The 22275-nt window shown below is 41.3% G+C and carries 17 protein-coding genes; 11 read left to right on the forward strand and 6 right to left on the reverse strand.

Annotated elements, in window-relative coordinates; genetic code table 11:
• Positions 1 to 32: 32 nt before the first annotated feature.
• Positions 33 to 2387 (reverse strand): PAS domain-containing protein, encoded by a 2355-nt coding sequence (locus tag ACFE90_RS20430; RefSeq protein ID WP_375503738.1) that lies wholly within the window; start codon positions 2385 to 2387, stop codon positions 33 to 35.
• A gap of 1064 nt (positions 2388 to 3451) precedes the next feature.
• Here ACFE90_RS20430 and ACFE90_RS20435 point away from each other — a divergent pair.
• The 3 genes from ACFE90_RS20435 to ACFE90_RS20445 all read left to right on the forward strand — a co-directional run bounded on the left by ACFE90_RS20435 (position 3452) and on the right by ACFE90_RS20445 (position 10518).
• Complete coding sequence (locus ACFE90_RS20435; protein ID WP_375503710.1) at positions 3452 to 5992, forward strand: proteasome protein; 2541 nt, start codon at positions 3452 to 3454, stop codon at positions 5990 to 5992.
• Between the two features lie 273 nt (positions 5993 to 6265).
• Complete coding sequence (locus tag ACFE90_RS20440; protein ID WP_375503712.1) at positions 6266 to 9241, forward strand: molecular chaperone; 2976 nt, start codon at positions 6266 to 6268, stop codon at positions 9239 to 9241.
• A gap of 185 nt (positions 9242 to 9426) precedes the next feature.
• Positions 9427 to 10518, forward strand: coding sequence for a hypothetical protein (locus tag ACFE90_RS20445; protein WP_375503714.1), 1092 nt, complete (start codon positions 9427 to 9429; stop codon positions 10516 to 10518).
• 102 nt (positions 10519 to 10620) lie between these two features.
• On the opposite strand, the gene ACFE90_RS20450 is transcribed toward ACFE90_RS20445, so the two are convergent.
• On the reverse strand, positions 10621 to 10800 hold the full coding sequence (locus tag ACFE90_RS20450; protein ID WP_104907792.1) for a high light inducible protein: 180 nt from the start codon (positions 10798 to 10800) through the stop codon (positions 10621 to 10623).
• A gap of 304 nt (positions 10801 to 11104) precedes the next feature.
• Here ACFE90_RS20450 and ACFE90_RS20455 point away from each other — a divergent pair, with 304 nt between their 5' ends.
• The 3 genes from ACFE90_RS20455 (at position 11105) to trpD (ending at position 13434) form a co-directional block, all read left to right on the forward strand.
• Entirely contained in the window at positions 11105 to 11380 is a 276-nt protein-coding gene (locus ACFE90_RS20455) for a hypothetical protein (RefSeq protein ID WP_375503716.1), read from the forward strand.
• Between the two features lie 18 nt (positions 11381 to 11398).
• Positions 11399 to 12280 carry a DNA adenine methylase gene (locus ACFE90_RS20460; RefSeq protein WP_375503718.1) on the forward strand — a complete coding sequence of 294 codons (882 nt, stop codon included), beginning with the start codon at positions 11399 to 11401 and terminating at the stop codon, positions 12278 to 12280.
• An 80-nt stretch (positions 12281 to 12360) separates the two neighbouring features.
• Complete coding sequence (gene trpD / locus ACFE90_RS20465; protein ID WP_375503720.1) at positions 12361 to 13434, forward strand: anthranilate phosphoribosyltransferase; 1074 nt, start codon at positions 12361 to 12363, stop codon at positions 13432 to 13434.
• Here trpD and ACFE90_RS20470 read toward each other — a convergent pair.
• Complete coding sequence (locus tag ACFE90_RS20470; RefSeq protein ID WP_375503722.1) at positions 13364 to 14419, reverse strand: TIGR02281 family clan AA aspartic protease; 1056 nt, start codon at positions 14417 to 14419, stop codon at positions 13364 to 13366. The genes trpD and ACFE90_RS20470 overlap by 71 nt on opposite strands.
• Positions 14420 to 14671: 252 nt before the next feature.
• On the opposite strand from ACFE90_RS20470, the gene carA reads away from it, so the two are divergent.
• From carA to ACFE90_RS20495, 5 genes are all read left to right on the forward strand, one after another.
• Positions 14672 to 15838: a glutamine-hydrolyzing carbamoyl-phosphate synthase small subunit gene (carA, locus tag ACFE90_RS20475; RefSeq protein ID WP_375503724.1), complete on the forward strand. Its 1167-nt coding sequence runs from the start codon at positions 14672 to 14674 to the stop codon at positions 15836 to 15838.
• A gap of 248 nt (positions 15839 to 16086) precedes the next feature.
• A complete protein-coding gene (locus ACFE90_RS20480) occupies positions 16087 to 16437 on the forward strand; it encodes an STAS domain-containing protein (protein ID WP_199326607.1) in 351 nt (116 codons plus the stop codon).
• Between the two features lie 573 nt (positions 16438 to 17010).
• Positions 17011 to 17490: a Mini-ribonuclease 3 gene (locus ACFE90_RS20485; RefSeq protein ID WP_375503726.1), complete on the forward strand. Its 480-nt coding sequence runs from the start codon at positions 17011 to 17013 to the stop codon at positions 17488 to 17490.
• A 92-nt stretch (positions 17491 to 17582) separates the two neighbouring features.
• On the forward strand, positions 17583 to 18692 hold the full coding sequence (gene rlmB, locus ACFE90_RS20490; RefSeq protein WP_375503728.1) for a 23S rRNA (guanosine(2251)-2'-O)-methyltransferase RlmB: 1110 nt from the start codon (positions 17583 to 17585) through the stop codon (positions 18690 to 18692).
• 86 nt (positions 18693 to 18778) lie between these two features.
• Positions 18779 to 19081 (forward strand): DUF1816 domain-containing protein, encoded by a 303-nt coding sequence (locus ACFE90_RS20495; RefSeq protein WP_375503730.1) that lies wholly within the window; start codon positions 18779 to 18781, stop codon positions 19079 to 19081.
• 183 nt (positions 19082 to 19264) lie between these two features.
• Here ACFE90_RS20495 and ACFE90_RS20500 read toward each other — a convergent pair whose 3' ends face one another.
• From ACFE90_RS20500 to ACFE90_RS20510, 3 genes are all read right to left on the reverse strand, one after another.
• Complete coding sequence (locus ACFE90_RS20500) at positions 19265 to 20113, reverse strand: alpha/beta fold hydrolase (RefSeq protein WP_375503732.1); 849 nt, start codon at positions 20111 to 20113, stop codon at positions 19265 to 19267.
• Positions 20114 to 20779: 666 nt separating this feature from the next.
• Positions 20780 to 21664, reverse strand: coding sequence for a tRNA pseudouridine(55) synthase TruB (gene truB, locus ACFE90_RS20505; RefSeq protein ID WP_375503734.1), 885 nt, complete (start codon positions 21662 to 21664; stop codon positions 20780 to 20782).
• A gap of 201 nt (positions 21665 to 21865) precedes the next feature.
• Entirely contained in the window at positions 21866 to 22150 is a 285-nt protein-coding gene (locus ACFE90_RS20510; protein ID WP_375503736.1) for a hypothetical protein, read from the reverse strand.
• Positions 22151 to 22275 lie beyond the last annotated feature (125 nt).

Genomic DNA, 22275 nt, shown 5'->3' on the forward strand with positions numbered 1-22275 from the left:
CTTGTTGAGAAGTAGATTACCATACTTTTTTATTAGTGGGATAGTTTCATGTGTCCAGCGTGACACATTACTAGTGGCAGGTTGCCGTAGTCTCGGATTACTTGGATTTCGGAATGTCCTGATTTGGCTTTCAGGCGATTTTGCAACAGCAGCAAGGTGTTATCAATACCTTCATGAATATCCACTGGCTTTGTGCCGTCTTCATCAAGGCGAGAAAAATTGCGTAAAGATAGGACAATCTGCCGAATGCGTTCGGCTCCCATATTCATAGAATTCAGGATTTTGGGCAAATCTTGCTTGAGAAAGTCTAAATCAATGGCGTAGATTTGTTGGTGAATCTCTGGTGTTGGTGGACAATAGTTCTGTTGATAAAGGTCTACCAAGTGCAGCAAATCCTTGGTATATTCACGGGCATGGCTAATATTGCCGTAAATAAAATTGACGGGATTATTAATTTCGTGGGCAATACCTGCAACCAATTGTCCCAAACTGGACATTTTTTCAGTTTGAATCAGTTGTGCTTGGGTTTGTTGAAGTTCTAGCAACGCTGCTTCTAGTTGCTGGGCTTTGTCTTGGGCTGTTTGGGCAGCGATGCGGCTTTGGGTGTAAAGTTTTGCTTGGTCAATGGCGATCGCTAGTTGAACTGTAACTGCTTGTAATAATTCTACTTCGTTGTCCTGCCAAGGCCGGAAGCCACTACAAGAACCACAGCTAAATGTGCCAATTTCCCCAGATTGGGTGTGTACGGGGAGCGACATAAAAGCAGTGAAACCAAAATCCTGCAAAAACTGCTGTGCAGTGCAATCGCCCACAGTCTCAACATCATTAATGCGGATGATTTCTCTGTTCAAAGTTTTGGCTGCGATTAGTTCGATTTCTGCATTAGTTGCTTCTTGCTGATTAAGCAAACAGGGGAAAGAGGAACTTTTCGCCTCATATACTCTCTCCCAGTAGGGTACATCAGCGTCTTGCCGATACCAAAAAAAGGCGCAGCGATCAATCTGGAATAAGTTGCGAATTTCCTGCACTGCGGTTTGCACAATGTAATTGAGATCCAAGGAAGCTCGAATCTGGTTAGAAAGACGATTGAGTAGGGCTTCCCGTTGGGCACTTTCTCTGAGTGCAACTTCTGCTTGTTTGCGGTCTGTGGTGTCATAGCAAATACCAACAAAGTTTAAAATATTACCATTGGCGTCTTTAATAACAGATGAGTTGCTTGTATGCCATCGCCAACTACCATTTTTGTGTTTTACCCGATATTCAATTGCGTCTTGTTTCGCACTTGTTGTCAAAATTCTTTGAAAATAATCGGCACAAATATGCACATCGTCAGGATGTATAAAGGGAACAAAGGATTTACCTTCAATCTCTGCAACCTCATGTCCAAAAATTTCTGTCCAGTTAGGAGAAACGTAGGAAAATATCCCTTCAAGTGTCAGCGCAAAAATAATGTTATTGGCGTTTTCGACAATGCTGCGAAACTTGTTATCGGTTTCTATGAATGCTGCTTGGATGTTGTCGCTGGTGTGGCGGACAAGAAGTATGATTTGCTGGTCTGCTAATGGTAATAACCTAGCTTCAAAATTATTCTTCCCGGATGGGAGCGCTAAGGTATATTCAAAACTGACTTCATATTGAGTTTCAAGTACTTGAGTTATTGCTTGGTGGAAGCGATCGCCTACAGCAATCGGTAGGCATTCTCGCAAACTCTTGCCCTGACAATCTCCTGTTAGGATATATGATTGCTCCATCTTCCCTGGCTTGTAATCCAGAATACTCCCATCAGCATCAAGACGAAAGTATAAATCAGGAAGCACTTGCAAAATCGCTGCAAATTCTGATGTTTTTTGGCGTAACTGTGCTTCAAATGCTTGGCGTTTTGCAGTTTCAGCTTGTAGTTGTTCTAGTGCTTTTGCTAATTCTGCCGCCTGTTTTTGTTGATAATTTGTAGATGCTGGGCTGCTTTCTCTCAGGAGAGGTCGCGCTTCTGTTATATCCACGCAATAACCGATGTAACCAACAAAGCTACCATTTGCTGCAAACCGTGGCACGGCTGTATCTAAAATCCAGCGATATTCGCCATCAGACCGACGCAGACGATATTGCCTCTGGAACAAATCATGCGCCGTAAATGCTCTCAGGTATATATCTTCACATTGCTGTCTATCTTCCGGATGGACGCTGCAAGCCCAGATATTGCCTATCTCCTCTCCTCGCGCAGATACAGACGCGCCTGTTGTTAGATATATTCCAGTAAATTCCAGCCAATTTGCATTTAAGTAACAGTAAAGTGCATTGCATCCAGCCATCCAAATCATCAGAGGAGCAGTATCCGCCTGCTGGCAAAATACTTTTTTATCCTGTTCTATTTCTTCCTCTTCGACCATGATTTGGTTAATGTTACTCTGCACCTTTTTAGAAAACACTTTTGCCTGCCTGCTCTGTCTAAATTATTAAGGTAATAGTCTGAAAATAAGATTTTTTAATAGATATATATAATTTATATATCAACCTGCTATTTATCTTAATACTTTATTTAGTTTTATATTTAAAATAATTCCTTTATTATTGTAAATAAATTGAGAAAATACTAAAGTTATCATTAAGATTAACTTCAGCGTTTTTAGTGAAATTTAAGCTATCTATGTGTCAGTAAACTTGTTTGAGTTTGTGTCTTCTTAAAATTTCCTATAAATTCATCTTAACTATGTAATTGCATTGCTCAAAAACGTGATTTAGCTTTACGGAAACTACATGATTCACTATGAGATGTTTATATCTTTATCAGAAATTCATAATAATTAGAAAATTCATATCAAATCAATATTGATTTTTTATCAAGAAGAATTCAGCATGAATTAGAGTTCTAGTGACTCAATACCGTTCGGTTAAGGAATTTCTTGGTTGAGGCAGGCAAGGGGAAAGAAGAATTACTTAACAATAACCCTCTTTCCTGAAGAGCCTTCCCTGCTTATCCGAACCGGATTAGAAGTCGCAGCTATACAGACAAAACCTACCTCCGTGGGTTGGAAATTTTTGATTTTTCATGTTTTCCGTGTAGGTAGACAATGCTAATGCAGTAGCGAATTATATTCACCTAAGACTTTTTGGACATCCTCTTAAAATAAAGGGTATAAAAGGGTTTAATACCCACATCTATACTAAGGAGCCTCTAGTAAAATTGTGGTATAAAACCCTACTTTATTCATTATGGCTCTTGTTAGCGGTAGCGGGGCGTTTAGCCCATTCTGACTTTTAAATTCTTCTTCAATTTTCCAATTAAACCCGATTTCTCAAAATTGTCTTGACTGTTCAAAACGCCTCATCCCAAAATCGCAAATTAAATGAGAGAAATGCTAAATGTGATATCAACACGTTGCAACAATGGCTAGCAATCGCATTTTATATGTTATAAAGCTCACAGAAATTAATGTTAGGCGGAAACTACTTTATGGAACCAGATAAACTGGGCCGTTTTAAGGAGTACGGCGAATTCATCCTCCGAAAGATAGATTCTGTGCCCCAGCACCCTTCAAAACAAGAAGATTGGGTTCCAGCTAGTCTTGACGACTGTCTTCTGCGTCTGCGGTCAGCTGCCCAGAAAACTGTAGACCTGGCAACTTCACCTGTCAAAATTGGGGTGATGGGGGAATTCAGTAGTGGGAAAACTTTACTTTTAGGCAGTTTAATTGGATATGCTGATGCTTTGCCGGTCAGCGAAAACCCCACTACAGGTAATGTTACCGCCATACACATCATACCGCAAGATGACTTTGCTACTACGCAATTAAGTAATTTTACTGTAGATTATCTTTCTCATGAAGGGGTACATGAGTGTCTACGCTTCATGCTAGGGGAAGCCAATAAACGGACAACAGCAGCAGGGCTTCCTCCTATACCAGTATCGAAACTCAACTCTGGCACAGATATTATTGGCTGGTGTGAAGAAGCATGGAATAGCAGTAACAATTTAGAGCTACGTTATTTACTCCGAGAGTTGGTATTATTTCTCCGGGCTTATCAAGCTTATGGGGAAGTTATGTGTGGTGGGCGTTACCAGATTGATGCTACCACTGCCCGTGAAGGGCTACAGCTAGTCGAACAGCCAATGGCAATCCAAACTCTGAAATTTGAAGATTTACCTCCAGCGCATATCCGATTACCAAGTCCACCCCAGAGGCTACCAACAAAGTTATTACAAAACAGCTTCCCACTCATCCGCCGCGTGGATATTGATGTAAAAATATCACGGGAAATTTGGGATTTTACAGGCGCAGCCAAATTTATTCTCATCGACTTTCCGGGATTGGGGGCTGCTAATTCGGGGGCTAGGGATACCTTTTTGTCGCTGCGAGAATTGGCAGAAGTACAAACAATTTTGGTATTGCTAAATGGTAAATCTCCTGGGAGCGATCGCGCCAATAAAATCTTCACTATGATGCAGCAGCAGCGACCGGGACAAGACCTGAAAGATTTAATTCTCGTAGGTGTAGGTCGCTTCGATCAACTACCCCTAGAGGGCGAAGGTGGCGAAAGAGAACTTGACCAACTAATTGAAGATAGCGATTTACAAGAGGAAACCGTTTTCCAAAAACTCAAAGTTCTGCAAACTACCATTGACGGTGCAGAAGCGTTTACAACTCAAAAAGACCGCATCGTTTTACTATCGCCACTGTTGGGACTAGCTGAATTGGCAAAACGTTCTAGTACCGTGAAAGCAGGCTCAACAGAGTTTTTGGCTAACTTAGACTATCCTGATTATCTAGATCGGTCTAAACGGCTACAAGAAAAATGGCAGCGATTAAGTGAACAACTATTAGAATCTAACACTCGCAGTTATTTGGGCAGACAGCTAGGTTACTTTAGTCAAGATGGGGGACTTAGTAAGTTGCGAGAATTGATTCAAACCCATGTAGCGACTCATGGTCTAAAGCAACTGTATGAAGATACTCGGAGATCGGCTGATGTGGTGAGTCAGCAACAAGATCACTTGAAGGACATCATAGATGAAATTCACGAGCAAGGTATCCCTACAGGTGATAGTCCCGCCTTTGTCGAGTTGCGTTTTGTGGTCGAAAGCTTGGATAAAATCTATAGGAATTTTCAAAAAGATTTAGGGAAAGAACCACTCAAAGACCGACGCGGTGTTGTCGTCAGCGATGTAGTAAAAGACGAACTCACTTTTAGAATCCTGAATTGGAACCAGTGGACTTTACTCTTCAACAAAGCCAACAATGGAGCGATCACTCTGGCAGAATCTAAAGGTGCAGCCGGGAAATTATTCGATCGGGGAAATCGCGTCAATAGTTCCCTTCCAACTAAGAGCGATGATTTTTATCCAGTATTTGAGAAAACTGTTAAAGAAGTAGAAGATTTTGCCCGCGATCGCATCCATCAAGCAGTGGTAGATTTGTTAAATCAATTGTCAAATTATGTAGCCCCAGAACGTGAACAATTGCAGGCATTTTTCCATCCAGATATGGAACAAGAAATCGAAGAAAAATTTGGTTTTGAAGATGCCGATCTCTTTTACAAATTATTACTAGGATGCGATCCTAATGAATGGAAAGAAGCGATCATCTCCGAAATCACTAGTGAAAACAAAACCGTTGCCCCCGAAATCATCTTTCCCCTAGCGCGTCAAGATGAGAAACACAACGTTGGTCAAATCTTTGACTGGGCACCAGAAAAAAGCCAAGGTTTACCTAGATCGAGTAATCATCAACTTTTAGTATTGCGGCTGCGAGATGAAATTACTGCTAGCGCCAGCCTTCATCTTGTGCAGTATGTTAGCGAAGTTAATCAGCAAATTAATTCCGAACTAGAAGGCATTTTGGATCAAATTATTCCTAGTTTGCAAAACCTTTCAAAAAAAGAAACTTTGCTGAGATATTTGGTGGCTGGAGACTTGCCCTCTGAGATAGCAATTCCTACTTGGTTGCAGATTATTTCAGAACTTGCTGCTGTTTCTTACTTAGATGATTTGAGATAAGCTAACTCAGAAAGTGACTGATTGCGATCGGCTAGGTTTATGAGGATGTATTTGTGAGACGTGATGCGATTTTTTATGCAATTTTCAAGCGTGTCCCAGGATTGTTTTTCGAGTTAGTCGCCAAATAAAAAAAGTCAGTGCTAAAGAGAATCAATGGTACAAGACCAAAGATTAAAAGTCTTTACCATAAAGATTCTCTAATTTTGTAATTTTATGATACAACATTACAGTTTTTAGCCAGCTATAAAACAAAAAACAGAAAGTGATACTATAATGAACCCTTTTCAACTCAACAAATATAGCGATCAAGAACCAAGCGAGAAACAACAAAAAAGATTTCCAGGATGGTTTGCTTTAGATTTTGGTACATCAAATTCCACTGTTACACTTTTCGATCCAATTGAAGTACCGATCGCAGAAATTCTACCAAAAGAACAAGAAATGCGGTTGCGCGATCGCTTATCACAATGGCTGAGTTCTCCCGCCTCAGTGGCTTTACCAGATGTCAGTGCTGATGATTGGGAAAAGTTTATTGCAGAAATTAGCAGAAACCTGGAGATAGAACCCAGCCAATTGAGTGAAGTCTTTGAAAGTGACAATAAAGAGCGATTTTTGGAAGCAATTCGCCAAATTGAACTTTCCTTAGGAAACAGCGAGAGATTCCGCCGTGCTGTCAGCAAAAAACTTTACCAAATTTATCATGAGGTGTTTCGCGTCCCTACCCTAGAGTCGCAAAATCTGATTCCAGTTGTGCTGGATATCGATCGCCGCGATACGGAAATCCCCAGCGAGTCGGAAATTTCGCAGTTAAGCGACTTAAAACTGCGGATGGGTAGGGAAGCTAGAGATAACCGAAAAAAAGCGATCGCTCAAGGTACAAGCGGTTCTTTAAAGGAAATTATCAGCAAATTTCACCATTCACCCAAACGCTATTTTGGTCAGGATCGTTTGTTTCCAGTTATTTTGGATGGTGAAGAAGAAATAATTACCGCTAACCAACTGATCCAATCTGCTTGGGCGCATTTAATCGAGTTAACTGAAGATTACCGCCAACGCACCCAACGCAGGTTTTCAGAAGGAGATTTTTTAACAGCAGTTGTCACCTACCCCACTGTCGCCCCACCAGTTGTTCGCAAGGAAGTTAAGGAATTAGTTGAGCAGTTGGGGATCGACGATGTGCAAACTGCTTATGATGAAGCTGTTTCTGTGGCGATATTCTTTTTATGGCGAGAATTTGGTGGTAATCTCAACATTGGCATTGAGTCATTCAAAACCCGTTGTCGCCAAGCCGGAAACAAATGGTCACAAAATGTTCTCGTCTTGGATATTGGCGGAGGAACCACAGACTTAGCTTTAATTGAACTGACTTTAGAAGATAAAACTCCTAGTTTTGCCGATTATGAAGACCGAGGTTTAGGAGGACGTTACTATAAACTCACTCCTAAACTATTAGGTTCATCTGGTCATTTACAGTTAGGCGGCGAGTTAATTACACTGCGAATTTTTAGATTATTGAAAGTTGCGATCGCAGATTTTTTATTAACAGCAGTAACAACAGGTGATATTGAAAGTGAAAAGCTAGAAGATTTAATTAACTCTGAGTTAAACGAGCGTTTTTTAGAACAAGGCAAATTCAAAACTGGCAGTCTTTTAAAATGTCTAGATAAAGAAAATCCAGAAGGCGATATTGCTTACAAAGATGCCCTAGATACTGCCGAGAAAGTATTACCCACCCGTTGGCAACAAGCGCCCCAACGCCTGCAATCATTTTATATCCTCTGGGATCATGCGGAAGCGGCTAAACTTAAACTTGGGCAAAAGCCACCAGCAGATAATTCTCTATTAACCTTCACACTTTCTGAACAACAAATTTCCGAACTGCTCACCCAAAGCGCCGTGAAATTGCAAGTCAACGACCCAAATAGCATCTGCATTACCCTAGATAACCAGCAATTTGAACGAGCCGCCGTTTCAGGAATTAAAGAAGCGATCGGTATTGCCAAAGGTTTGATGGAAAGTCGCTTGCGTCCCGATGATATCACCAAAGATTCTTGGAATTCCCAAAAAGTTGATTGGTTAATTTTGTCTGGAAAAACTTGTAATTTAGACATAGTGCAGCGCCAAATCTACCAAGAATTTAGTAAGTCTCCATATTTTGTGTGGAATCCAGAACGAATTACCTTTGTGCTGGAATTTACCAAATTAGCCACCTCCGCCGGTGCTTGCTATGCCGAGAAACTGCGAAGATTAAGGTTCGATCCAGAAGAGTCTAAAAGCTTGCTGCGTAAGGGAGCAAACCAACTAGAAATTGATGTCAAAAACCTGTTTTATTATTTACCCTGCAACTTCAAACGCAAAACTCAAAGTAACGATTTACTCACTATATTCAAAGCCGGACAAGAACTCTATCAACTCGCACCTTCGGAAACTGTTGCCAAAGTTCGTACTGCATGGCAAGGAATCCAATTAACTAATATTATTTACCGTCAAGACTACGAGGATGGAGATTTACGACTATGGGGTAGCTTCGACGGCAAAAACCTTATGAAGAAACTGGGAATGCAAGAAGCAGAGTTTCTAAAAAAAATTAAAATTCAGTTTGAGATAGACCAAACCCTTGAATTTAGTGTGTTGCTTTGCCAGGGAAATCCCCATTATTTAATTGACATCCCTGGCATTGATTTGGAATCGGTAGTTTCAGAAACCTCCGCGCTATTTGCTGATGGTAAATTGAACTGGAATATTGCTGTGGAACGCTTCAATAAAGATTTAAATGATGGTGATATTGCCGTCAATGTTCTTGAGTCTGCGACTGTTGATCAACCAGATGCCTATCATCTTGTTTTTGAAGTAGGAAATGATGGTAGTAAATTATTCCAAAAATTTCACTATCTGCGCGATGGCGTGACGAAACCAGGAATTGGGTTAATTAGTAATCCATTGCCTCCATTCCCGCAAACTGGACAACACACCTTCTATGTTTATCAAACAGATGCCGAAACTAACAGTAAAAAATGGATAAGAATTGGCGCACTCAGCAAACCAGATGTGACAACAGATTACCCTTGCCAATATCGTGTAACTCTCGACGATCAAGGTATTCTACGGATGCACGCCGGTGAAGTCCCTTACTGGACATCAAACAGTCAAGAATGCCTCAAAGAAGAGGGATGCGTTTATCTTGCTGAATTAGAATTGCAGCCCAACGAAGTTGATAAAGAACGCGATCCATTTTGCGGTATACATTAACTCTTGCATTAAACCTTTGCGTTCCTCTGCGTTGAAAAAATTAAGATTTTTAAACGCATAGGCGCTTCTCTACGAGACGCTACGCGAACGCCTTCCCGCAGGGTAAGGGCGCAAAGTAAATGCAAAGGTTTACCAAATTTAATTTGCTAAGAATCACATACAAGTAATATTTGGAGGTGAGATTCATGCAGCACTTGCGTCAATTATTAGAGACAAAAAACTCAGAGTTAGCCCAATTACTGCGGTTTAATTTGTATGGACTAGAGGCGACTTTAAATCAGGCTCGTACAGAATTTCCATTAGATCCAGGATCTAAAATATGCGATGAGGTGCTGCAAGAACTTCATAACCTGTTGCAACCTGCACCCCCACAGCAAAATACTGGTTGGGAAGATCCGCCAGAGGATTTAAAACTAAGTCACCTGCGGGAAGCTTTTGATTCTGACTCAGAACTTAATTATTATCTGGGTAATTCCCAACTGCAAAGCACAACTGACTCAGATTTGTGGAATGAGATTCAACGCAAACTGCTACGAGTACCAGAGGATTTGGCTGCAACTTGGCGATCGCGCACCTTAGATTTAGCCCAAGAAGTTGGTGCGATCGCAGATAATTCTAACCTTTATCAGCTTCCCTTTATCCGCGATGAAATTATCTATCCCGGACTTAGTGGAACTGTTCAAACTCAGGGATTGACCTTGTATCAACAAGTACTTTCAAATTCTCAAATTCCCCAAGGGAATGTATCCGATTTACCAGCAGCATTCCTATTTTTATATATGAATTTTATCGAAATAGACCCAGATTTACATCATGCTTTAAAGAGCGTTTTTAGCTTTGATGTCATTTCCTTGCACTCCAAACCAGAACAGCGCGATCAATATATTGATGCTTTAAGCGATCGCTTCCAACGTACCCAAAAAGCTGAGAAAAACACTGATCCCCTGTCAATTCTCCGTGCTTGGATTGACATGGACGAAGCGATACATTCCCTAGTATTTGTACCACCGGCTGAACGCTATTCTTGGTGGGGAAAGCTACAACATGAATCACGGCGTATGCTGAAGAAAGTCGCTGATGAAGCTATTAATGCAGGTAATGAAGTGCGAATTCGCCAATTATCGGGACTTTATGCAGATATCTGTGCTTCATCCAAGGATGACTTACAACTAGACTGTGGTGGTATTCCTGGCGAAGTCTTAACTTGTCTTCGAGTATATGCGCGAATTAACCAGGAAGAATCTCCCGGTCGTGTAATATTTCGCTCATCACGTTAATTGCTAGCGAGTTTTCTAATTCTTGAGATTATGAGGCAAGGCAGAAGATTTTGCGAATCCCCGCCTTGCCTCATAATCTAATGAAGGTAAAAACGTTTAAATTTATAAAATGCCCCAGAAGTGTAAAATCCCTTGACCAGAAAAGACTTCAAGTGCAACGGCAGATAAAAAACCAATCATTGCAAAACGACCGTTCCAGTTTTCGCTCTGAGGAGTGAAGCCCCAGCGCAAAGCATTAGGATCTTCTGAAACCGAAGGCGTAGTCTTCTTAACGTTTGCCATAAATAATACTCCGAGCTTTTACGTTGTAACAGTTATAACTGTCTGTAAAGTAATGTAACAGGTTTTTACGAAAATGCAACATAAACTCAGGATAAAATTCAGCAAGAGATATTACGGATACGTAGTTTTATGATCATAGGTTTGCGATCGCCTATGAGGGCAAGCTACGCCCCAACAGCCAATTACTTCAGAAAACTGTAGCCATTCAGGAGGAAATTAACTCTTGCTTGGTCATTTCTATGCTTTAATAGCCAATGCTGAACTAAACTATGGCAAAGAGAAATATTAAGAGAAATTTGAATATATGGCAGAAGTTCTCCATTTTACAGGATTTATCAAAGGAGTGACCTATAAAACTTACTTGGATGATAATTTAAATAGAATTAATTTAGATATATTTGATGTCAATAAAGAAAGAGGTTATGGATTAATCAAGTCACCTACAACTGAAATTGCTTATTCAAAATGGGTATCACCTAAGAGAACCAGAAGTTATCCTCAAAAAATAATTATTAAAAAATTGGCTTTAGAAGCTAAAAATAATCAGAAACTTAAAATAGAAGTATCCAGTAATTTTTAAACCTTATAATTTTTGATTATGATCAAAAGTCCTCTACGATATCCTGGTGGTAAGTCAAAAGCAATAATTCAAATAGTTGAATACTTGCCAGAGAGCTTTTCGGAATTTCGAGAGCCTTTTGTGGGTGGTGGTTCTGTATTTATTTATTTAAGGCAACAGTTTCCTCATATCAAGATTTGGATTAACGATTTAAACCGTGAACTATTCTTATTCTGGAAGTTTGCCCAATCTGATATAGGTCAGTTAGTTAAAGAAATTCGACATATTAAAGTAAAATATACAGATGGTAAATTACTATTTACAGAATTAACTAGTGTAAATGTCAATAATTTATCTGATTTAGAAAGAGCAGTTCGGTTTTTCGTACTCAATAGAATTACTTTTTCAGGAACTGTAGAATCAGGCGGTTTTTCTGAACAAGCTTTCCATAAAAGATTTACCGATTCTTCAATAGAACGGCTAGAAAAGTTAGAAAATATTCTATCAAAAAATGTCCAGATTACCAATTTGGATTACAGCCACCTATTAAAATCAGAAGGGAAAAATGTATTTTTATTTTTAGATCCACCATATTTTAGTGCTACTAAATCAAAGCTATATGGTAAAGACGGTGACTTGCACACTTCTTTTGAACATCAGAGGTTTGCTAACCTTTTGCAACAATGTCATTATCGCTGGCTAATTACCTACGACGACTCACTGCACATTCGAGAAAATTTTCAATGGGCTAATATCTCAGCATGGGAATTACAGTATGGGATGAATAACTATAAGCAGAGTGGTGCTGCTAAAGGAAAAGAGTTATTCATTACTAACTACGAAGTTAAACTTGATTTGAATAAAAAATCACAAGTTAAGAATTTTGCTAATCCAGCTTTGCAATTAAGCCTTGAGATTTAAACCTAACTTTGATAGCTTCCAATTTTCCGGTAGGATAACCCCATAGCTCTCAATATAGCTACAACATACAAACCTTAGCTATGGTAACTTCTCCAATCCCTGCTCAAGAATCCTCTGCTAGCTGGTATGTCCTGCTGCAACAATTAATAGATGGCCAATCCTTGTCACGTACTCAAGCTGCTGAATTGATGCAAGGATGGCTCAGTGAAGCGGTTCCCCCAGAGTTATCAGGGGCTATTTTAACAGCGCTGAACTTTAGAGGCATTTCTGCCGACGAGTTGACCGGCATGGCTGAAGTATTACAATCTCAATCAAAACTGGGGACCGGGCAAGAATCTACCCAATCCCCAATCCCCCTAATTGATACCTGTGGCACTGGTGGAGATGGATCATCAACCTTTAATATTTCTACAGCCGTTGCATTTGTCGCCGCAGCATCTGGTATACCTGTCGCCAAACACGGCAATCGTTCAGCCTCAAGTCTCACGGGGAGTGCAGATGTATTGGAAGCCTTGGGTGTAAACTTGAGTGCCTCTAGTGAAAAAGTACAAGCCGCACTACAAGAAGTCGGGATCACTTTCTTGTTTGCCCCTGGTTGGCATCCAGCACTCAAGGCGGTTGCCTCATTACGGCGGACTTTGAAAGTGCGAACAATTTTTAATTTGCTCGGGCCGTTAGTAAATCCCTTGCGTCCAACTGGGCAGGTAGTGGGCTTATTTACTCCTAAGCTTTTGGCAACAGTTGCCGAGGCTTTACAGAATTTGGGCAAGGAAAAGGCGATTGTGCTGCATGGACGAGAAAAACTTGATGAGGCTGGGTTAGGAGATTTAACTGATTTGGCGGTGTTATCAGACGCAGAAGTGCAGTTAACTACCATTAATCCCCTAGATTTGGATCTAACACCTGCTTCGATAGGTATGCTTCGGGGTGGAGATGTCCAAGAGAATGCGCTGATTCTCAAGGCGGTACTCCAAGGTAAGGGAACTCAGGCACAACAGGATGCAGTAGCGTTGAATGCGTCGTTGGCGTTGCAAGTAGGGGGTACGATCGCACTCCTCGATCACACCCAAGGGATTAAAATCGCTAAGGATATCCTACAAAGCGGGGCAGCTTGGACGAAGTTGGAGCAGTTAGTTGAGTTTCTGGGGAATTAATTTGCGATCGCAATTGCGGGCGAAACTCTACCACATTACGTTTGATGGTGACATCGTAGTTACCAAAAAAGTCATGTCCTAAAAGTCCAGTTTCTAGTTCCGTACCTGCGATCGCTACTGCTACTCTATTCACTATTACCCCGCCAACTGCCATCGAATTAACGTAGCCCACAGGAAATTCTACAGCCCTAGAACTCGCGGTGTTTGCCTTAGCTTTCCCCACTGGCACTATTCCCAAGGTATTTGCCATCTCTTGGGTAATTACAGTGCCACTGGCTCCGGTATCTATAATCATGTCAAATTGTTGCTGGCCATTAAAGGTAACTTCGACAATTGGTGTTCCACCAATTCGCCTTTTAATCGGGGCTGTAAATACTTCCTGATCTGGAATTACCACTGCTGATGAGGGCAAAGCTGGTTTTAGCGGTAACGGGTTTATTTCTTGTGGAGGCGATAGAGGTGAGGTATACTTTGGTGTGGTTATTCTCTGGGGAACCACAACTACTATCCTCTTCGGTTCGGCAACGCGCACAGGGCGAGGATCAGCTTGCTGCCTGGCATATTTAATTTGGCGGCGATATTCAGTAATTTTGGTTTGAGCGATCGCAAATTCTGGGCTTTGTCGCCGGACTCTTTGCATCAGCGCGATCGCATCCTGGTACTGATTTGCCACCAAAATCCAATCACCTGGAGATTGAGCAGATCGGCTGATACTCCAAGCGCCAACGGCTTTATCTAGCCCCATCTCAAAAAGACTTGGTTCACTTTCAGACGGCTCTAGCGGTTGTGCTTCTGGGGTAGGGGTAACTGCTGGTGTTGTTGGTTCAACGGCAGGCTGTACTGATGCCTGCTCCCCAATTGGCGCGGGTTGCTCATTGCCACCAGTCGCAGTGTTCCGTTGGTCTTCACTACAGGCAACACACAAAACCGCTAGAGCGCTTGATAGAAAAATTAGGGTTGCACGGGATAAAAAAGACTGAAGCATAATTAATTTTAACTGCCCAAGCTTTGCCAAAGCCACTCCCGCTAATTTAACTCCCTTTTAATTTTAATTAACTATTCTAAAAACTCCCAATTGCTCAACTCATGGGATAATTAACAATCGCAGTATTAGGGACTAGGAACTAGGGACTGGGGACTGGGGATTAGGGACTAGGGAAAAGTTTTCCAATACCCAATCCCCAGTACCCAATCCCCAATACCCAATCCCCAGTACCCAATCCCTAATCTATCGCCTATGCCCTTGTCTGACGCAATACCTGCTTTACTTGTCCTGGCAGATGGAACCACTTATCGCGGTTGGTCTTTCGGTGCTACGGGAACCGCGATCGGAGAAGTGGTGTTCAACACTGGCATGACAGGCTACCAAGAAGTCCTAACTGACCCAAGTTACTGCGGTCAGATTGTAATTTTTACCTATCCTGAATTAGGGAATACTGGGGTAAATTCTGAGGATGAGGAATCAGATGGCCCCCAAGTGCGGGGTGCGATCGCACGGAATATTTGTCACCGTCCGAGTAACTGGCGATCGACACAATCCTTACCAGACTACCTTAAACAAAACCAAGTACCAGGGATCTACGGCATCGATACCCGCGCCCTAACCCGTAAAATTCGGATGTTTGGAGCCATGAACGGTGGCATTTCCACAACCATTCTCGATGAGGCGGAATTGCTAGAGCAGGTACTAGCAGCTCCCGACATGGCAGGATTAAATCTGGTTCGGGAAGTCACCACCGTAAAGGCTTATGAATGGTCAGATCCCACAATTCCAGCTTGGGAATTCAACTCGGAAGCTGCGGAAAATCTTGGAGAACCCTTTACCGTTGTTGCCCTTGACTTTGGCGTAAAACGTAATATTTTGCGTCGCTTAACAAGTTATGGTTGTCGGGTAATTGTTGTGCCTGCTGATACGCCGCCAGAGGAAATCCTCAACTACAATCCAGATGGTGTGTTTCTTTCAAATGGGCCTGGCGACCCTGCTGCCGTCACTGAAGGAATTGCAACTGCCAAGGCGCTTCTGTTAAGTGAAAAGCCCATCTTTGGTATTTGTATGGGACACCAAATTTTAGGTCATGCACTAGGGGCAGAAACCTATAAACTTAAATTTGGTCACCGTGGTTTAAATCAGCCTGCCGGTTTACAACAACGGATAGAAATTACCAGCCAAAACCATAGTTTTGCTATAGACCCAGATTCTTTACCTGCGGCAGTTGTGGAAATCAGCCACCTGAACTTAAACGATCGCACCGTTGCTGGGGTACGTCACAAATCTCTACCTGTATTCTCCGTCCAATATCACCCAGAAGCCAGTCCTGGCCCTCACGATGCTGATTACTTGTTTGAGCAATTTGTTCAAGCTATGCGAACAGCACGTCAAGCCGAGACAGCTGAAGTGAGGTAAAAATAGGGAATGGGGAATGGGGACTGGGGAATAGGAAATAGGAAATAGGAAATAGGAAATAGGAAATAGGAAATAGGAAATAAAAATACTATTTTCTTCCAATCCCCAATACCCAATCCCCAATCCCTAATCTCCAGTACCCAGTACCCAATCCCCAATCCCCTAGTAGATTGTAGACAACTTGCTCAAAAACCATCTATACTTGAGCGTTCACTTTAACTCATGAGGAGGGAATTATTGCTGATCCATTGAATCTAACCGTTAGCCTGAGGGGCACTCGTGAAGTCCGGGATAACTGTCAGCTATTCCGCCTCACAGGTTTGTTAGATGCCTTTTCTGAGCCGACATTTCGCAAGGTACTTGGCAGTAAGATTGACGAGGGCCCTAAGCATATTATTTTGGATCTCTCACAAATCGACTTTATTGATAGCTCTGGCTTGGGTGCTTTGGTGCAGCTAGCCAAGCAGGCTCAAACTGCTGAAGGCACTTTGCAAATCGTCACGAATGCCCGGGTAACTCAAACGGTCAAGCTTGTTCGCCTAGAGAAGTTTCTCTCCCTGCAAAAATCAGTTGAAGAAGCTCTAGAAAACGTCAAGTAGTCTTGATTGCTTGAACCGAGAGATCAATTCGGCTATCCAGATTCAACATCGGATAGCTTAATTTTTAAAACTTCTGGCAGAAAACCTCTCTCCTTGTGGGAGAGGCACAAAGCCAGTTAAGCTATTATGTTTAAAGTTGAGCAATAATAAAGATATAGACACCCAGTTATTGGGTATGTAATTTTTGGATTCTTATCGGATAAACAATCAAGTCTGAGAAATTTGTAAGAAATACAAAGCCAGCAGATTTGTTTATAGGTAAACTTGACTTGATAGTGTATAGTTAAAAATTGTCGCTTACTAAGTAAGCATGACAATGCGATCAAGTAACAGGGTGAGTTTGATGTCAAAATTTTACCCTATCTTAGGCACAGACCACAAGTAGGCAAAATTGGGTTTATGGGCGTTGACATCAGGGTGAGCTAAATGCCAACTCTTAATCAAAAAGATAGAATTAGTAAGTATTTCTGATAGTATTGATTATGCTAAGTATAGGATTATGGCTTACTTCAGAAAAATCAGTCTTTGCAAAGAATGCCTGCCAAATGTAGCCCGTCAAGGAATGATTTATTTGTGAAGTCACAGGAGGAAGAGCTATTAGATGGACAAGATGAAACTCCTAAACAGACTTTATCTTGGACTCAAGCACTCTTGACAACCACAGCGCCATTCCAACAGATTTCCCTCTCACAAGTGCAACAAATTTCTCCTACTGCTTTAGCATATTTGGGGGATGCAATTTATGAGTTGTATGTTAGAATGTTCTATCTGCTGCCATTGCAGCGGACGGGAATTTACCATCGTCTGGTAGTGGAGCAGGTAAGAGCGGAAACACAAGCGCTACATTTGCGATCGCTGATTCCTTATCTCAGGGACACCGAATTAGAAATTGTCCGACGGGGTAGAAACGCCGCTACAGGACGCCCTAAGCGACTTAATCCCGAAATTTATCAACAGGCAACCAGTCTAGAAACCTTAATTGGCTACTTATATCTCACCGATTACCAGCGTCTAACCGAACTGTTGCAAATGCTTCATGTAGAAAAAGAGTGAGAACTTAATTTTACAGTAGCCACAGTAGTAGATTTGGTTCAAGAAATTGACGTAATTGTGATAATCAACCATACGCTATATCTATAACTCAAATGCAGAATAAACCTAGAAAAGTCAAGACTTCCAACGAATCCAATCGTGGGCAACCCGTAAAAATTCAGGGTAAGCGTGTTGTAACTAATCCGACTCGCAATCCTAGAAAAATAGATAGCAACCCTGTCTCTAGTGCTAATCCGACTCGCACTCCCAGAAAAATAGATAGCAACCCTGTCTCTAGTGCTAATCCGACTCGTAATCCCAAGAAAATAGATGTTGCTAATCCGACTCGCAATCTCAGGAAAATAGATAGCAACCCTATTGACAACTCCCGCCAACGAAATAGCAACTTCTCCCAGCCGTCTGTATCTACACCGACAGAAGAAGATAGCGATCTCATCTATGGTCGTCATCCAGTATTGAGTGCATTGCAAAATCAGCGCAATCTCAACCGGATCTGGATTACTACCCGTCTGCGCTACGACCCCAGCTTTCACCATTTTCTCTTGCAAGCGAAAGAAAATGGCACAGTTATTGATGAGGTTGAAGCAAAGCGCTTAGACTATCTCACCAATGGGGCTAATCATCAGGGTGTAGCGGCACAAGTTGCTCCCTACGCCTATATGGAATTGCCGGATCTAATTGAACAGGCAAAAGCTGTAACCGATCCCGTAATTGTAGTGGCTGATGGAATTACTGATCCCCACAACTTGGGAGCAATTATTCGCACCGCCGAAGCAATAGGCGCTCAAGGTTTAGTGATTCCCCAAAGAAGAGCATCTGGGATCACTTCCACTGTGATGAAAGTAGCAGCAGGCGCTTTAGAAAATTTTGCTGTAGCTAGAGTTGTCAATCTCAGCCGCGCCTTAGAAGAATTAAAAGAAGCTGGCTATTGGATTTACGGCACTGCTGCAAGTGGAAGCGAACCTGTGCATACAGTCAATTTCACAGGCCCAATCGTTTTGGTAATCGGCTCAGAAGGCGAAGGTCTGAGTATGTTAACTCAACGGTCTTGTGATTTCTTAGTATCGATTCCTCTACAAGGTAAGACTCCTAGCCTCAATGCTTCCGTAGCAGCAGGTATGACACTTTATGAAATTTATCGCCAGCGATCGCTAAATACCCTGCACTTAGATAAATTACAAAAAACCTCTTTGAAAAAATAACAATAACAGAGTATAAAGAAATGTAAAAGATAATAAAGCAACATATTGTTTAACACCTTGTAGACGTTTATAAACTGGCGAAAAGCATGAAAAGCATTTGGCATAACCTCAAGGAAGTGTTAATTAACACATTCGACTTTATCGGCTTGGCTTGGTGGGTAGAGATTGGGACGCAAAATCCCCGTTGTACATACTACTTCGGGCCATTTCTAAGTTCTTCTGATGCAAAATTGTCAAGCATTGGATATATAGAAGATTTGGAGAACGAAGGAGCGCAAGGAATTTCTGTGAATATCAAGCGCTGCAAACCTAATAACTTAACAATCGCTGAAGACTTGGGGGAAAGATTTGACCACAAAGTACAGCCTGCCTTTGGCGGTCAGATTTAAGTTAAGTTAGGCCAGAGAATGGAAAAGATGCGAGAATGGGGGGACGCAAAGACACGGAGAGATTGAGAATTCTTTTACCGCGTTAATGCGTCTTTTTCACTCACCGCGTCACCACATCTTCACTCTCGATTTATTCTTCGTCAATAGTCAAAATTTTTTAAATATAATTTTTAAATATTTGGACTATTGACTACTAATTACCTGCGGATGAACTTCGAGCCAATGGTCAATGTCATTCAGCACCTGCTGGGGGACTTCCCACGGAAAAAGATGGGCGGTGTTGGGATAGCATTGCCATTGAGAATTGTTAAGGTGTTGAGCAGTTTCTAAGCTTGAACTAGATGTAATGTGGCGGTCTTGATCACCAGCAAGTACTAAACTAGGACATTCTATTTGTTGCAAATCTAGAAGTCGGTTGTATCCCGATTGAATTTCACTATAGAGGGCGCGAGTTGCAGCAGGAGAGGTTTGTAAATAAGCTGGTACTGCTTCTGTGGCGATATAGTTATAAGTGGTAGTTGTATGTTGTTGGATTAGGTAGCGAAAAAGCGATCGCTTGCCAAAAGTATCAATATTCCATTGCCAACTCGGTTTTATATAGTTTATTAGAGCAGCAACGCCAGTATATAAATTATCCTGCCAAGTGATAGGAGGATGACTCCCACGGGGTTTTGCGGCTGTCGCCACCAAAATCAGCCCTGTAATACGCTCTGGCAAACGTAATGCCAGTTCCATTGCCAGAATACCCCCAAGTGACCATCCCAATAATAGACACTTTTCAATCTCAAAGCGGTCTAGCAGCGCTTCTAAATCAGTTAAATGGTCATTCATATTAAAATTACCATTCCAGCGACTTTTGCCGTATCCACGTAAATCAGGAGCAAAAGTTTTATAACGTTTTGATAAATGATTGGTAAAGACAGATAGACTACGACCAGTACCAGGATGACCATGTAAGCCCAGAATGGGGAATCCTTGACCTTGGATGTAGACATTGAGACGTGCAGCAGTGGTAGGATGGCGATCGCTCATTACTTGTCGTTCTCCTGTCTAGCGATCGCTTCTATCCCTGTCGTATTCGCTTCAGCCTTTTCTGCTGTCCGCTCTAAAATTGCTTCAATTCGATTTGGACTTTGTGTCATAGTAGTTCGTTATATTATTTTTCTAATCATGTCATAAGGCTAGCTGCCAAGCATTACAGTATTCGATTACAGTTCAAGCTGCTACAGTATTCAGGTGTGAGAAATTTTGATATCCAAAAAAAGGGAATTAATATCTAAAAGCTAATTCTCATCTACAAGTCCTAGATTTTAATCATAGACAAGAAGCAACTCACCGATTCTTTGAGCGTTATGAATTGGCTTACCTATAGCATCAATACCAGAAACTGTGAAAACAAACTTTAGTTTAAAAAGCGCTTGTTGTGAGTAAAGCCAATAGAACTGCTAACTAATTCTGTTTTGAAGATACGAGGCAAAGTAATTATTTCATAATATTTATCTTGAGCATCCCAGTATCCGCAAACTTTATAATCACATAGTTCAATATGTTCTTGGTTCAATATGTTCTTGAACGAGTCTACGGGCATCTAAGTTTTCTAATCTTTTGGGTAAAGCTACCATTTAATTTACTGTTGATGATAATTTTACACATTGTGTCCAAATATGTCCAAATTAAAAGCTTCAACTTATCACAGTTTTAAGAAATCGGTTCAAAAACCATTTGGGGAATCAACACTTTATCTTGTAATTGGCCAATACCTAAAAAGCGAGTCTCTTCATCATAAACTCGCACTACTTCAGGAACATCGAAAGTTAGAGAAATTCGTTGACCTTGACACCATTTTTGAGCAGATGTTGCTGGTAAAGTAACAGATGACAAATGTTGTAAAGCTGCATCTGGATAAATCGATTGAAATATTCCAGCTTGCAGTTGATTTTCTAAGTCCGTCAAAGTGAGACTATCTGTTAAATCGAAACCACTGCTTTGGGTGCGAATCAAAGCGGCCAGAGTACCACCAGTTTCTAAAATTGCACCTAAGTCACGAGCGATCGCTCTAATATATGTACCAGAACCACAGGCGATCGCAACATCCAATTCGGGAAAATCCCCTTCTCTCCAGTCCAAAATATCTATCTGAAAAACTTCCACTGTTCGCACTGGAACTTCCACCGTTTTACCTTGGCGTGCTAAGTCGTAGAGACGTTTACCATCCACTTGAATTGCACTGTAACTAGGTGGTATTTGCTCAATCTTGCCTTCAAATTGTGGTAATACGCTTTTCACCTGTGCCAAACTCAATCCAGCACAAGGTTGAGAAGTGATGATTTCGCCTTGTAAATCATCGGTTGTGGTACGCACTCCCAGCCGAATAGTGGCTTTGTAAGCTTTGTTTTCTGGCAGATATTGCAACAATCTTGTGGCTTTACCAAGGGCGATTGGTAAAACCCCTGTAGCAGCTGGATCTAAAGTTCCCGCATGTCCGACACGTTTGAGGCGCAACAATTTTCGCACTCGCGCTACGCAGTCGTGGGAAGTCCAGTCAAATGGTTTGTTTAAGTTGAGAAAACCTTGAGATAACACAAAATCAATAGTTACAGCTTCTAAATTCTATAAAATACTCAAAGCATCAATATTCAGCAGTTAATACTTGATAAAGCATTAATTTATACGCATTAATCAGGGTCAAGATATGCTCTCAGTGCCTTACCGAATAATACACAAAAAGTGCAGATAACGCCGAGAATTTTGGAAAGAAGAGAACTAGAGGAGTAGTTGGTTATTTTAAAAATCAAATAGGAGTAATAGAAATTTTATCTTAACATCAATAATAGTCATTTTGGGGATGTTTTTCACAAATAAGTTACAAACAAAAAGATCCCAAACTTCTTTAATAAGTTGGGTATCTCTGTCTGTCGGTGTTTGCAAATAAGATAAAATTGCTATATCTTCGATAGTTGCAAACTGAATACCCTGAAATAACAACTCACTTTCAGTGATGGCTCTGTTATTAAATGAATGAACCTTGACCACTATTAAGGAAACTTGTGGATTTGAATACTCCGCCATCTTGCCAAAGTTCAATTAAATCAGCATCATCATTTCGATCAACATCTCCAGTTAGATACTGTTTGTTATGTCTAAAGTCACGACAATATCTGTGACTACTGGGTTATTAAATAAACCTTGACCAT

The organism is uncultured Nostoc sp., from assembly GCF_964245445.1.
Classification (GTDB): Bacteria; Cyanobacteriota; Cyanobacteriia; order Cyanobacteriales; family Nostocaceae; genus Nostoc.